The following is a 14,369-nucleotide window of genomic DNA, read 5'->3' on the forward strand; positions in this document are numbered from 1 at the left end:
ATTAGAAGCATTTTTTGATTATTTTTTTATGAAAGATGCTTATTTTTCGGAATAATTCACGATATTTGCAGAGCAGATGCCGTCCCCGGGACTTTTCTCGCAGGTAGTCTGACTCTTTCATCGAATAAAAACAAGTAAACAATAATGAGAAAACATTTATTTTTCCTTTTGGCTGCGGTCTTGGTATGTATGCCTTTGGCAGCTCAGAAAAAGTATTCCGTCTATGCCGTTGGGTTCTATAATCAGGAGAATCTTTTCGATTACACCCACGACGAGGGGAAAAACGACTATGAATTTACGCCTGGAGGTTCCTATAAATGGAACGAAATGAAGTACACGCACAAGCTGCACAACATGTCGCGTGTGCTATCGGAGATGGGTACGGACGTACTGCCAAACGTGGGATGTGCCGTTATCGGCCTGAGCGAGGTAGAGAACGCGCATGTTATGGAAGACCTCGTGGCACAGCCGTCGTTGTCAGGTCGTGGTTATAAATACATACATATAGAAGGCCCCGACCACCGTGGCGTTGACTGCGCGCTGCTCTATAATCCCCAGTTATTCACCGTCTTTGACAGCAAACTCGTCCCATACGTCTACGACTTGCCGAAAGACAGTGCCCGTGCTACCCGTGGTTTCCTGACCGTCAGCGGTACATTGGCAGGCGAGCATGTTACTTTTATAGTCTGCCATCTTCCGAGTCGTGGTGCCGGTTCGTATTATCGTGAGTCGGGCGGCAGGCAGGTGAAGGCGCTGAAAGACTCGCTTCTTGCTGACGACCCACAGGTGAAAGTCATTGTCATGGGCGACATGAACGATGATCCTACCGACAAAAGCATGCACGAGTGTTTGTCGGCAAAGGGAGAAATCAGTAAGGTTGGTGCAGGAGACATGTATAGTCCGTGGTACAATATGCTGGTAAAAGAAGGTACGGGTACGTTGCAGTATCAGGGAAAATGGAATCTTTTCGACCAGATTATCCTTTCTCCGGGACTTCTGAACCTTAACGGACAAAAGGACTTCAGCTCTCTGAAATACTGGAAAAGTCAGATTTTCCGTCGCGACTATCTCTTTCAAGAAGCTGGAAAGCATAAGGGAAACACCAAGCGAACCACTGCCGGCGGTGTCTGGCTGGACGGCTACTCCGACCATTTGCCCGTTGTAACCTATTTGGTAAAGGAACAATAATATTCCGCTGAGTAGCAGAATCAGGAGGAGCTGTAGGAACTGAGCCTGCAGCTCCGTTGGATGGTGGGTGGCAAGCATGAGATGTCGGGCAACAAGGAGTTCCGAATAAGATAATAGACAGGCAGCCAACATTCATCCCCCGTCTCCCTATAGACATTTGCCTTAGCTCCTATAGTTCCCTTAAATCCTCATATAGAATTAAAGAAAATGGACATAGAGACTCATCCTTTTGAGCCTTGGCTACCCAAGAATGGCCGTCTGCTGTTGCTCGGGACTTTTCCTCCGGCACCGAAACGATGGTGCATGGACTGGTATTATCCTAACTACACCAACGATATGTGGCGTATTTTCGGATACATCTTCTTTGGAGACAAGCTCCATTTCGTTGATGAGGAGAACAAAACCTACCGTCTCAGCCTGCTGAAACCTTTCTTGCAGGAGAAGGGCATAGCCATCTTCGATACAGCCCTGCGCATCCGTCGCACGACGGGGACGGCTTCGGATAAGGATTTGGAGATAGTAGAGCCTGCCGACCTTGATGGCATGCTGCGCTCGTTGCCCGATTGCAAGGCTGTTTTGGCAGCCGGACAATTGGCAACGAAAGTCTTCACCGGCCATTATGGCATTGATGCACGCAAGATGAAGATGGGCGACTACCGGGAGTTTTCTTTCGAGGGCAGGGTGCTGCGCCTTTACCGTCAGCCAAGCAGCAGCCGTGCCTATCCCATGAAAGTGGAAAAGAAAGCAGAGTACTATGAACAGATGTTTAAGGAGATAGGCCTGTTGGGAGAATCCGGATTGTAAGTCGTGCAGAGCCGGGCAGTCCCATTTCCAGAACAGCAAAAGCAAAACCAAACAATAAAATGGAAGATAAGATAACCATTATCGGCATTGCCGGAGGCACAGGGTCAGGCAAGACCACTGTCGTGAAGAAGATAGTCGAGGCCTTGCCACCTCACTATGTGGCCGTCGTTCCGCAGGATTCGTACTATAACGATACCACCCACATGACCGAAGAGGAGCGTCGCGCCATCAACTTCGACCATCCTGATGCCTTCGATTGGAAGCTGCTCATCAGGCAAATCAACGAACTTCGCGAGGGCAAGGCCATAGAACAGCCTACTTACAGCTATATTCTGTGCAACCGGCTGTCCGAGACCATACATGTGGAACCGAAGCCGGTTATCATCGTCGAGGGCATTATGGCACTTATCAACAAACGCCTGCGCGAGATGATGGACCTGAAGATATTCGTAGACTGCGACTCCGACGAACGGTTGATACGCAACATTCAGCGCGACACCATCGACCGTGGCCGTACCGTCTCTATGGTGGTAGACCGCTATCTGAAGGTGCTGAAGCCCATGCACGAGCAGTTTATCGAGCCGACCAAGCGGTATGCCGATATCATCATTCCGCAGGGAGGCGAGAATGTCAAGGGTATCGGTATCCTCTCCAAGTATATCGAAGGTCTGGTGCCGCAGGAATAAACACTCTGCACAGGGCCGGCAGGACTCCTTTCCAAGTCTTTCCGAAAGGAAAGAAAGCTGTATCGCCCTTTTTTGTTGATATTTTCGGATTGCTATTAGTAATTTCTCGGATGGGCCATGACGGCTTTCGGGCTTGTCCGGCCAGTTGGAATGGCAAGGCAAGCCCGAAAGTTCTTTTTGGTGGATAGGCCAAGTCTATCCTTCCACGGTGTTGCGTCTCTTTGGTTTCTACGCTGGCGGGGAAGTCGTACTGTCTGTTTGCAGACTTTCCACGTATTGATAAAGGAAGCTCTGACCTTCTTTTTCTGCTTCCCTGTCGGGCACATTCCTCCTTCGGGGGGAGAAAGAGGCAGCGGGTGTTTTATTCCTTTATCTCTATTCCCGTTACTATTTTGTTTTCCTCGTTCTTGTCGAACGTCCGCTTCATTTGGTTAATCTTCAGAGCGTTCAGCAGCTCAACCACTCCGTAGAACATCAGGCACCACCCGATAATCTTCAGCGGAAGCGTGGCCGTTTCCATTGGTTTGGAAACGACGATGATGCCAACAATCAGCGTTACTACGGGAAAGAGCCAGTAGGCAACGGGCACGTGAGCAAACCGCCGTGCCGCAGCCAGATTCATAAACTGGTTGATAGAACCGAGAATAAGGATGGCTGCAAGGATGTAGACTACCCATGTGATGAATGTACCGGGCATCATCGCGAGGATGATACCGAGAATGAGGCTTCCCAAGCCTACGATGGGGAACATGGGAGCCTTGAGGGCAACTTCGTTGCTGTTCTTGTCGGGTTGGGCATTGAGTCGTGCCGTCCGCTCGCGTTCCATGTAATAGGCGATACACGAAACCGCTCCAGAAAGGAAGAACAGCAGACCTACGGTAATGGTCATCCATGTCATGGTCTCTTCCCGGTACTTGACCAGAAGCACACCTACTACGATTGCCACAATGGCACGGATAACCGAACTTTGCAATACTTTCATAATTGTTTCTTATAAGTGTAACAGACGATAGTCGTCTATGTCGGATTATGGTGCAAATGTACAAAATATTATCTGTTGTGCTCGCTTACCTGAGCGTTTTTTCGTACTTTTGCGTTAAATATAAACATCTATGACAACATTACTATTGGTTCGGCATGGTGAGACGGTCGACAATGTTAACCGCATTATGCAGGGGCAGACACCGGGACAGCTCAACGAACACGGTGTGGAACAGGCACGTGAGGCTGCCACGGCCTTGCAGGAGAGGCACATCGATGCTTTTGTGTCGAGCGATTTGCAGCGCAGCATCGATACCTGTACCATCCTTGCCGCTCCTCATGGGGGGAGCGTTGCCGTTACTCCCTTGTTGCGTGAGCGCGATTGGGGTTCGTTTACGGGCAAGCATATTCCCAGCCTTTCCCATCTCGACGACCCCACGCTGTGGCCGAAAGACATTGAGACGCTTCCGGCAATGAAGGAGCGTGCCGAGAAGTTCTTGGCTTGGATTCGCGGGAAATATCCCGGTCAGACGGTGTTGGCCGTCGGACATGGCATCATCAACAAGGCGGTGCAGAGTGTTTATTATTCCAAGCCGATGAATGAGATTTTGCCAATGAAGAATCTGGAAGTGCGGGTGCTGGAGCTTTAGAACTGCATCATGCAGTACGGCTCTCTTTTCCCTTGACTGTCAGATAGGGTGCTCGGCAAGGTTTGTCCGTCGTTTTTTCTGAGGGAATATAGTCCTGCCGCTGCCGTCACAGACATGTCAGGTTTCCCGTTGCCGGTATAAAAACAAGAGGAACTCTACATCTCGTAGAATTCCTCTCTCTCTGTAAATAACTCTCTAATTGCCTTTTATTATCTATGTGAGTAGGCTTGTGTCTGCTATTATCGCGAATTGTAGTGCAGTTGGTAATGTATATATATTGTATCAAGTGGCTTTTGTTGTTACTGCATCTCTGTTTGTCTGTCTTATCTGTGTCCTCCAAAACTACCGCTGCGGTTTCCTCCGAAACTTCTCGTACTGCCTCCGAAACTGCGGCTGGGCGAGCTGAATGAGCGGTTTGTCCTGAATGAGCTTCCCGATGTGCCAAACGACCTGTTGGGAGTGCTGTAGGTGCGGTTTCCTCCCGACGGCGTGAACGACCTACTGGGGGAGTATTGTTGCGTGTCGTTGAAGTTTCTGCTTCTTCCGGGTGCTCCCGCTCCGTTGCCGAAGGGACGTTGTCCGCGGCTTACGGTCGTCCGTGTAGAGCTTTCGCGTGGTATTCCTGTTCGGTTTCCTCCGAACGAGCGCGTCGGATGATTGCCGAATGAACGTGTCCTGTCGTTCTGTGCAAATCGTGTCGGACGCCCGTCGAATCCGTTTCTGTAGTCTCCTCTATGGAATCTGTCTCTCATTCCGAACCTTGCGCTATCGTTCCGCCGTCCGTAAAAGTTTCGTTCTCTGTACCAGCTTCTTCCTCCGTTCATTCTCCAGCTATGGCCTCCGCGGTAGTGGGCGTAGAATCTTGCCGGCCAAAGTAGAAGTAGTCTCGGTGCGGATAGCGTGCATAGATGCCGAAATGCCAGTAGCCTGCATCCCACCAGAGGGGGCGGTAGAAGTAAGATGCGGCTACGAACGACCTGTATTGCCAGTCGAGCAGTATGTAGCAGAGGTCCTGATTGCGGTGCGCCCAGTAGGTTCCGTAGAGGTCGTCTGCCGTGTTGACGCTCATCAGGTAGTCAAGATTAATCTCGTAGGCAGCTTCGTACTGCTCTTCGGTAAGGTTCAGTTCATATGCCATCTTGTCGGTCAGGAACAACGCCTGCCTTCGAGCCTGTTCGTAACTCATGCCGCTTGCCGTTACTATGAAGGCAAATAAAGCGACAAAGGCTGTTAATATTCTTTTCATACTCTTTTCTCCTTATTGTTATAATTAGCTTAAGTGTCAGACTCGCTGTATCACGTTGCAAAGAAACGAATAAAAAACAAGCAATGGAAAGGATTTTCCCTAATAAGGTGGGGGAATTTCCCTAAAGGTGTCGGTGGGCAAGCCGAGAAGACGGAAGGGGCGGTGCGGTTGTTTCTGTCTGCCTATTATACTAAGGTGGTGTTGGCTGCGTAGGCTTGTGGCTTGCGCATGGGCTATAATGAGGAGGAAGGTATCGGCTTTCTGATGATGGATGGAAGGGGAATGGATGAATTTATTTTACACGATTCTTTCATCCTTATCTTTGTAGTCTTTCGGATGGCTTTGAATACTCTGTTTGTAATTATCTGATAATTAGATATATACGAATCTCTCTTAAAAGCGGCTGCACGGTGTTGCGAAACAGCCTGATGATGATGCGAAAGCGGCACTTTGAGCATGCGAAAGTGGCACTTCGACTGGGCCAAAACGGCCTTGTCGCACCGCAGGCACATAACATTTACGGATTTGTCAATATCTTTTTGTTGAAAGATATTGACAGACTCTCGTCCCGCTCCATCTGACTAATGGAACTGCAAATATCCCTCCACCCATTCCTGCCATGGTTTCTGACCGTCGGAATCGTGGACTGGAGACGAAACCGACAGCCCCATCAGCCGGACAGGGCGGCTGCCGTACTCCGTCTGTGACAAAAGCCGTTTAGCCAAAGGGAGTATCTCGTCCTTTGTGCGGAGTGCCTTCGTATGGGTAATGCTGCGCGTAATCTGAGTCATGGCATCCCACTTCAGTTTCAGCGTCAACGTCCTGCCCTCGAAGCCGGAACGCTCCAGCCGTTCCACCAACTCCAGTACGGTGTGGTAGAGTTCTATGATAACGGTAGATTTCGAGCTGATGTCTTCCATGAAAGTACGTTCGCAGCCCACCGATTTTCTCTCGTGGTCGACGACAACAGGGCGGTTGTCTATCCCCCGGGCGAAGTCAAAATAAATCTTTCCCTGCTTTCCAAACCGTTGTAACAGATGGCTCAGCGAAACCTCCCTCAGCTGTTCGCCCGTAACGATACCCATCCCGTGCATCGTCTGAGCTGTCTTGGGCCCCACACCCCAAAACTTCTCAACGGGCAGACGCCCGACAAAGTCAAGCGCACGGTCGGGATGGACGAGGAAAAGACCGTCGGGCTTCCGATAGTCAGACGCTATCTTTGCCAGAAACTTATTGTAGCTGACACCTGCCGACGCCGTCAGTCCCGTCTTCTCGTATATCTCCCGTTTGATGGCACGGGCAATGTCGATAGCCAACCCCATGCCCTTCTTGTTCTCCGTTACGTCGAGAAAGGCCTCGTCTATGGAGAGCGGCTCAACCAAATCGGTGTACTCATGGAAGATAGCGTGTATCTGGCCAGATACCTCCTTGTAACGCCCGAACCGCGGCGGTACTATCAGCAGACCGGGACAGCGTTTCTTGGCCTGCATAATGGACATGGCGGAGCGCACACCGAAAGGACGCGCCTCGTAACTTGCCGTGGAAACCACGCCACGCGGCACGTCGCGGCCTATTGCCAAGGGCAATCCGCGAAGTTCGGGACGGTCGTGCTGTTCTACAGAAGCGAAGAACGCATCCATGTCTATATGTATTATTTTACGTTGCAAAGCAGGTTTCTCCATCCTAATGCGTTGCAAAGATACACAAATTTTATTCGGGAAATAAATAAAAAAACGTACCTTTGCAACAAAATACGAATAATTCAGTTATATAGAACGAGAAAGTACGCAAGAAACAAATGACGCTACACCATGGCCGTGCACCGCTGAACTGGGCACAAAAGACTATCAAGAGACTGCTGGACTTCTGTCTGGCCCTCCTTGGACTTGTCGCATTGTCTCCCGTATTCGCCATAATCGCCATTGCCATGAAGCTGCAGGGCAACGGACCGGTGTTTTTCCGGCAGGTCAGGATAGGATACAAAGGCCGCCCGTTCGTCATCTTCAAATTTCGGACAATGAGCAGCGTCGTCGAGGAAGAGGGACCCAGACTGGTCGCCCAGTGCGACAGCACGACCTCAACCCCCCTCGAGCAGCTCCTGCGCAACCATCATCTCGACGAGCTTCCGCAGCTTTGGAATGTCGTCCGTGGAGATATGTCGTTCGTAGGACCTCGTCCTGAACGCAAATACTTCATAGACAAGATTATGGAGCATACCGACCGCTATCCGCTCATATATCAGGTTAGGCCGGGACTAACGTCGGAGGCAACCATCTATAACGGCTACACGGACACGATGGAGAAGATGCTCCGACGCATGGAGATGGACATCCACTATATGCAACACTGGTCGCTGTGGATGGATTTCTCTATCGTTGTCAAGACCGTACTAAAAATTATCAGTGGCAAAACATTCTAAAAGGAATATGAAAAGATACATTCTGCTTTTTCTGATGGCATTGTGCACACTCGGCACTTTCGCCCAGTCGTCCATGACCGATACGCAGGTGATGGACTTCATCGTCAAGGAACAATCGAAGGGAACGGCACAGGCACAGATTATTACCAAGCTGATGCAAAACGGCGTGGATATATCGCAGATACGAAGGGTAAGGAAAACATACGAGAAAATGAAGAAAGGCGATGTTGCCATTGGATCAACCACCGACAAGACCGCCGACCGCAACCGGACCAACAACGGACAACAACGCCCCGGAAAGAACAAGAAGCAGATAGCAGACGAAACACGTCAGGAGTACAGCCGCGACCAGCAGGAGACTGAACTCTACTCCAACGGACGCATATCCAATAACCGCTCCCGGCAACACACGTACGACGAGGAGGACGGAGAGTTCCTGATGATGCAGGACGAAATGGATAACTGGCTGCCGCAGGACACGGCTGCCATGTACGAAATGCTGCTCAAGCAACTCAGCCATAATAAAAAAGAGGTGTGGGGACGCGATATTTTCAGCAACAAGAACCTGTCGTTCGAGCCGAACATGAACATGGCACTGCCGCGCAACTACCGGCTCGGGCCGGGCGATGCCGTATTCATCGACATTTACGGGGCTTCGCAGAAATCCTATCAGACCACTGTTGCTCCCGATGGGGTTCTTACCATAGAGGGGTTCGGCCCTATTCAGGTAAGCGGTCTGTCTGTAGAACAGGCCAACAGACGCATCCGAGAAAAGCTGGGCAAACGCTACAGCAGCTCGAGCATCCGGCTTTCCGTCGGGCAGACGCATACCATTATTGTCAATGTTGTGGGTGAAGTGAAGACCCCGGGTACCTACACGCTGTCTGCCTTTGCCACCGTCTTCAACGCGTTGTATATGGCAGGCGGTATCGGAGAATTGGGTACACTGCGTAATATTAAGGTATATAGAGGAGGATCGCTCATCAGTACGGTTGACGTTTACGACTTTCTGCGCCGCGGCCATCTGAGTGGAAACGTGCGGTTGGCGGACAACGACGTGATTGTTGTAGGTCCTTACGACATGATTGCGCAAGTGAGCGGAAAGGTGAAACGCCCCATGTACTACGAGATGAAGCGAGGCGAGAACCTCAAGACGCTCATCGGATATGCCGGAGGCTTCGCAGGCGATGCCTACACCCGGTCGGTACGTGTACGCAGAAAGACGGGGCGGCAGTATTCTATCTTCAATGTCAACGAGTTTGACATGAACAGTTTCCGAATTTCCGACGAGGATTCAATCAGCGTAGACTCCGTTATCCCACGCTACGAGAACATGGTAGAGGTGAAGGGAGCCGTGTTCCGCCCCGGCATGTACGAGGTAGGCGGACAGATAAACAGCGTGCGCGGACTGGTCGATGCGGCAGAAGGACTGACTGAAGTCGCCTTCGGAGGGCACGCAATCCTGCATCGGCAGAAGGCCGACCGCTCGCTCGAAGTCATTTCTGTAGACATTGACGGCATACTGACAGGAAAGGCTGCTGACATTCCCTTGCAGAACGAGGATGTTCTCTTTGTACCGACAAGGACGGATGTACAGGAAGAACAGACCATCACCATCCACGGCGAAGTGCTCTACCCCGGCATCTACAAGTATGCAGACAACGAGACGTTGGAGGATTTCATTATTCAGGCCGGCGGCTTGAAGCAGACTGCATCTACCGTCAGGGTCGACGTCGCCCGTAGGATAATCAATCCTCAGGCAATGAGAACAGACTCCATCATTTCCCATTCCTACTCTTTTGCCCTTAAAGACGGATTTGTTATTGATGGCGTTCCCGGATTTACACTGCAGCCATACGACGAGGTCTACGTGCGCAAAAGTCCGGGTACGTCCGATTTGAAGAACGTTAGTGTTGAGGGAGAGGTCATGTTCGCAGGCAACTATACGCTGACGTCGCGCTCTATGCGGTTGAGCGACCTGTTCAAGGCAGCCGGAGGAGCTACAGACTTAGCCTATATTCAGGGTGCACGACTGGAACGCCGCCCCAACGATATAGAAAAAATGCGTATGGAAACCGCCTTCAGGCAACAGCAGGAAGAGGAGCAAAAGAACCTGCTGGCAATGGCCTCCAAGACCAATAACGCCTCCGTGCTTCAGGCAGCACAGCAAAGTAATGAGCCAAACTGAAGAAATTCAGAGTGCCGGAGACCTATCCTGTAGGCATAGAGCTTGACAAGGCTATTGCAAACGTTGGCAGCGATGCCGACATTATCCTCCGAGAGGGAGACCGCCTGATTATTCCACAATACAATGGTACGGTGAAGATAAACGGAGCGGTTATGAATCCGAACACCGTAGGATACGTAGAAGGCAAGAGCGTCAGCTATTACATTGATCAGGCCGGCGGATTTTCCAGCGACGCCAAGAAGCGCAATACTTACATTTTCTACATGAATGGCATGCAGGCTAAGGTTGGACACAACGCCAAGGTTCGTCCGGGATGCGAGATTATTGTCCCCACCAAGGCACAGAGCAAGCTGAGCCTTGCCGAGACCCTGAGTATCGGATCAAGTGCGGCAAGTATTGCGGCTGTCATTGCAACCATCGCCAACCTGCTGAAATAAACAGGAAAGCTATACGGGTATAACGGATTCTATATCCTGAACAAAGAGATTATAGAACCGACACCTGCCGCATGATGCACCCCCCAAAGTATCAGATACATTTTATGAGCGATACCTATCTCGTGAACGACATCATTCTGGAGCTGAGAGAGAAGCAAGGTTAATGGCAAACAAACATAGAGACATACCCAAAATGAATATATTTGACTTAAAACGCAAGTGGATTGCCCTGCAAGAAAGGTGGAAGAAAACCCCTGCTACGGACAGCGCCGGGGAGGCAGAGGATATTTCCAATAAAAAATACATGGAAATGCCAAAGGAAGACGGCAACAACGACACTGCCTCCGACGTAAAAGAAGAAGGCAAAGAAGAGCGGGCAAAACATTCTTCCCCAAACCCTCAACAGGCCAATGACGAAAAGCCAATAAGGAAAAGCAAGATTGGCTTCAACGTAGTCGGGCTATTCCGTGCAATGAAAAAGGACTGGTGGATACCCACTGCCTGCACGGTTGCCTTTGCAGTATTGGGCATTTGGGCAGCCTTTCAGATACCCAAGATATACAAGGCCAACGTAATGCTTGCACCGGAAACGGCCAACAACAACATGTTGTCGGGCGTTTCGTCGCTCGCCTCAATGGTCGGACTATACAACGATGCCAACCCGACCGGCGATGCCATCTATCCCGAGATTTATCCCGACCTAATGAGTTCCAACGACTTCATTATCGGTTTGTTCGATATTCCAGTCGAAACCCTTGACAAATCCGTCCACACCACCTATTACGATTATCTCCGACACCACCAAAAGCAACCTTGGTGGAGCAAACAGATGGAAAGCTTTACCAAATACATCGGGAAAAAGTTCATCAAGAAGAAAGAAATAAGCCGCGGAGACTCCACAAAGGTCAATCCATTCGAGCTGACCAAAGACCAGTTCAACATTGTCAGCTCCATTAAGGGAGATATTGCCTGCTCAGTAGACAAGAAGACCAATGTCATCAACATAGAAGTTACCAGCCAAGACCCCTTGGTATCGGCAACCATGGCAGACTCCGTTAAGAAACGCCTCCAAGTATATATCACCCGATACAGGACTTCCAAGGCACGCAACGACCTCAAATACATGGAGCGGCTATTTCTGGAAGCCAAGAAGAACTACGAGGACGCACGAAAGAAGTATGCCGTCTTCAGCGACGCCAACACCGACATAGTACTGGAGTCTATCAGGTCTCAACAGGAAGACCTTGAGAACGACATGCAGCTGAAGTACAACATCTACACCCAGCTCGTACAGCAATTGCAGATGGCACGCGCCAAACTGCAAGAGCGGGTACCTGCATTTACTGTCGTACAATCGGCTACCGTCCCCGTCAAGCACGCCAATACGCCAAAGATATACATTCTTGCCGTCTTTCTTTTCTTGGGCTGGGCAATTGCCCTGACAGCCCTAATCATCAAGCGTCGTCGGGAAATCATCGTCATCATCAATGAGTAGCGTAAAGCTATGGAGCGTCAGGAAGGAATGTCTACGGCACAAGTGGCTGTTCCTTACCAATTGTGCCATTGCCGTAGCAATAGCATGGATACTGACAGACCTTTCCCATCACTCCTACGACGTACAGCGGAAGATTTCCATAGATGCCAGCGAGGACAAGGTGTTCAAGCGTACCGATGCCTTCTCCTCCATTACCCAGAAGCTCGGCATGAAGGAGGGAAACCTTACCACCGACCCATGGCTCTACCGAAACATACTTGAATCGTCCACTTTCCGCATGGAATTGGGGAACATCACCGTCAGCAAGAAAGACGGAACAAGCCCCAAAACATTTGCCCAATACCTGCTACAAGACTATCAGCAGCCTTGGTGGACACGCTTCACGGGGAAAGAAAAGCTGCCCGAACTCATTGACGAAAATGTCAAGTGCGAGGTAAACATGCACAATGGGGTCATTACCATACAGACATCAGCTCAAGACCCTCACATCGCCTTTACACTCCTCGACTCCGTCTGTACCCGCCTGCAAACCTATCTTACCGACTACAGCCGCAGGAAAGCAGAGATAGACCTCGGCAACCGAAGCCGGGAGCTGTCGCAATCGAAGGCCAAATACGAGAAGGCAATGAAAGCCTACTCCCGCTTCGTAGACAGCCACACGGACATATTCGAGCCTTCCGTACAACTTGAAGAGAGCCTGTTACAGCAGAAGGTAGACAATGCCTTGGCGGAATACAACAACTCTATTCAGCAGTACAAGCTGGCGGAGATGCACGTACAGCGCACCATCCCCTACTTTATCACGCTTGTCAACGAGACGTATCCCCAACAGCCCTCTCATCCCAAACGCCTCGTGAACATTGCCGTATGGCTGTTCTACACGTTCTTCATTACACTCTGGATAGTCCTCATAAGGCATAAGATAAAATTAAGAAAGAAAGGCGAGACCGATGAACTTAGACAACAGATCTAAATTGATACGCAAGAACATCCTTTTCTCTTTCTTGATAAAAGGATGGTCGGGAATGGTACAGCTGCTGCTCGTCCCCGTTACCCTCTTCTGCCTCGGCAATTACGAGAACGGGATATGGATGACCATCAGCTCCATTCTGCTGTGGATAGACTCGCTCGACATAGGTTTGGGCAACGGACTCCGCAACAAGCTCTCCGAACAGATTGCCAACGGTGACTACGAAAAGGCACGCGAAAGCGTCTCCTCCACCTTCGCCATGCTGGTATGCATCATAGTTCCCGTCGCCATAGTCCTGATGCTGCTCGTCAATACGGCAGACATCTATCATCTGCTGAACATCAGCAGTGCCATAGTCCCTAATCTTCAGGAGATTCTATCCATGTGCATTGCCCTTGTATGCGCAACCTTCATTTTCCGCTTTATCGGCAACGTATATCTCGGACTACAGCTTCCTGCCGTCAACAACGCCTTGGTAGTAGGCGGACAGACCCTTACCCTCATCGGCGTCTACCTGCTCCGCTGGCAGGAAATCCACTCTCTGCTGATGGTGGCTCTCTGCTACACGCTTGCTCCCCTGCTTGTTTATTTGCTCTCCTATCCCGTCACGTTCGGCATCTACTACCCCAAGCTGCGTCCATCCCTCCGCTATTTCAACAAGCATGCAGTACGTGAACTGTTCAGCATCGGCGTGAAATTCTTCGTATTGCAAATAGCCGGCGTCGTCCTCTTCGCGTCTTCCAATGCGCTGGTATCGAGATTCTTCTCTCCCGACATGGTAACGCCCTATCAGGTATCTTACCGCTATTTTTCCATGACGATGATGCTATTCACCGTCATAGCCGTTCCCTTCTGGAGTGCCACGACCGATGCCTATACCAAAAAGGACTTTGCATGGATAAAACGCTCCATGCACAGACTTCACCTCATTCTGCTCGGCATCGCCGTTCTCCTTGTCGTGATGGTTGCCGTCTCTCGTCCCGTCTACCGTCTCTGGGTAGGGACATCGGTAGAAATCCCCACCACCATGTCGGCAGCCATGGCCCTGTATATCTTCATCGTTATATGCAGTCTCTGCTACTCCTACATACTTAACGGCATCGGCACACTCTCGCTTCAGCTCATCTTCACCGTCGGGGCGGCCGTCGCCTACTTCCCCTTGTCGTGGCTTTTGAGCCGGTATATTGGCATTACCGGGATGATACTCGCCCTCGCCACGGTCAATCTGCCCGGAGCCGTCGTCAACCGGCTGCAATACAGGAAGCTGATGGACGGAACTGCAAAAGGAATCTGGAAAAATTAGTA

Annotated in this window: 10 protein-coding genes and 2 pseudogenes; 9 read left to right on the forward strand and 3 right to left on the reverse strand. The window is 50.5% G+C overall.

Annotated elements, in window-relative coordinates:
• The first annotated feature begins 144 nt into the window (after positions 1-144).
• The 3 genes from JCM15908_RS02335 to udk all read left to right on the forward strand — a co-directional run bounded on the left by JCM15908_RS02335 (position 145) and on the right by udk (position 2,678).
• The gene (locus tag JCM15908_RS02335) at positions 145-1,188 is read left to right on the forward strand and encodes an endonuclease/exonuclease/phosphatase family protein (protein ID WP_025002118.1); all 1,044 of its coding nucleotides are present in this window, start codon (positions 145-147) and stop codon (positions 1,186-1,188) included.
• A gap of 207 nt (positions 1,189-1,395) precedes the next feature.
• Positions 1,396-1,992, forward strand: a complete 597-nt coding sequence (locus JCM15908_RS02340) for a uracil-DNA glycosylase family protein (protein WP_025002119.1) — start codon at positions 1,396-1,398, stop codon at positions 1,990-1,992.
• Between the two features lie 59 nt (positions 1,993-2,051).
• Positions 2,052-2,678 carry a uridine kinase gene (gene udk / locus JCM15908_RS02345; RefSeq protein WP_025002120.1) on the forward strand — a complete coding sequence of 209 codons (627 nt, stop codon included), beginning with the start codon at positions 2,052-2,054 and terminating at the stop codon, positions 2,676-2,678.
• A gap of 361 nt (positions 2,679-3,039) precedes the next feature.
• On the opposite strand, the gene JCM15908_RS02350 is transcribed toward udk, so the two are convergent.
• Complete coding sequence (locus tag JCM15908_RS02350) at positions 3,040-3,660, reverse strand: HdeD family acid-resistance protein (protein ID WP_025002121.1); 621 nt, start codon at positions 3,658-3,660, stop codon at positions 3,040-3,042.
• 130 nt (positions 3,661-3,790) lie between these two features.
• Here JCM15908_RS02350 and JCM15908_RS02355 point away from each other — a divergent pair, with 130 nt between their 5' ends.
• Positions 3,791-4,309, forward strand: coding sequence for a histidine phosphatase family protein (locus tag JCM15908_RS02355; RefSeq protein WP_025002122.1), 519 nt, complete (start codon positions 3,791-3,793; stop codon positions 4,307-4,309).
• 323 nt (positions 4,310-4,632) lie between these two features.
• Here the strand turns inward: JCM15908_RS02355 and JCM15908_RS11770 are convergent.
• Positions 4,633-5,555: pseudogene (locus tag JCM15908_RS11770) on the reverse strand (hypothetical protein).
• Positions 5,556-6,136: 581 nt separating this feature from the next.
• Positions 6,137-7,237, reverse strand: coding sequence for a DNA polymerase IV (gene dinB / locus JCM15908_RS02380; protein WP_025002124.1), 1,101 nt, complete (start codon positions 7,235-7,237; stop codon positions 6,137-6,139).
• 116 nt (positions 7,238-7,353) lie between these two features.
• Here dinB and JCM15908_RS02385 point away from each other — a divergent pair, with 116 nt between their 5' ends.
• The 5 genes and pseudogenes from JCM15908_RS02385 (at position 7,354) to JCM15908_RS02410 (ending at position 14,367) form a co-directional block, all read left to right on the forward strand.
• Entirely contained in the window at positions 7,354-7,974 is a 621-nt protein-coding gene (locus JCM15908_RS02385) for a sugar transferase (protein ID WP_025002125.1), read from the forward strand.
• 7 nt (positions 7,975-7,981) lie between these two features.
• Positions 7,982-10,599 (forward strand): annotated as a pseudogene (locus tag JCM15908_RS11775) (SLBB domain-containing protein).
• A gap of 193 nt (positions 10,600-10,792) precedes the next feature.
• Positions 10,793-12,094 carry a Wzz/FepE/Etk N-terminal domain-containing protein gene (locus JCM15908_RS11780; RefSeq protein ID WP_234396352.1) on the forward strand — a complete coding sequence of 434 codons (1,302 nt, stop codon included), beginning with the start codon at positions 10,793-10,795 and terminating at the stop codon, positions 12,092-12,094.
• Positions 12,087-13,067, forward strand: a complete 981-nt coding sequence (locus JCM15908_RS02405) for a hypothetical protein (protein WP_025002127.1) — start codon at positions 12,087-12,089, stop codon at positions 13,065-13,067. The genes JCM15908_RS11780 and JCM15908_RS02405 overlap by 8 nt, the downstream gene beginning before the upstream one ends.
• Positions 13,045-14,367: an MATE family efflux transporter gene (locus JCM15908_RS02410; protein WP_025002128.1), complete on the forward strand. Its 1,323-nt coding sequence runs from the start codon at positions 13,045-13,047 to the stop codon at positions 14,365-14,367. Before JCM15908_RS02405 ends, JCM15908_RS02410 begins: the two co-directional genes overlap by 23 nt.
• Positions 14,368-14,369 lie beyond the last annotated feature (2 nt).

The sequence above is a fragment of the Prevotella dentasini JCM 15908 genome, from assembly GCF_000614065.1.
GTDB classification, from domain to species: Bacteria; Bacteroidota; Bacteroidia; order Bacteroidales; family Bacteroidaceae; genus Prevotella; species Prevotella dentasini.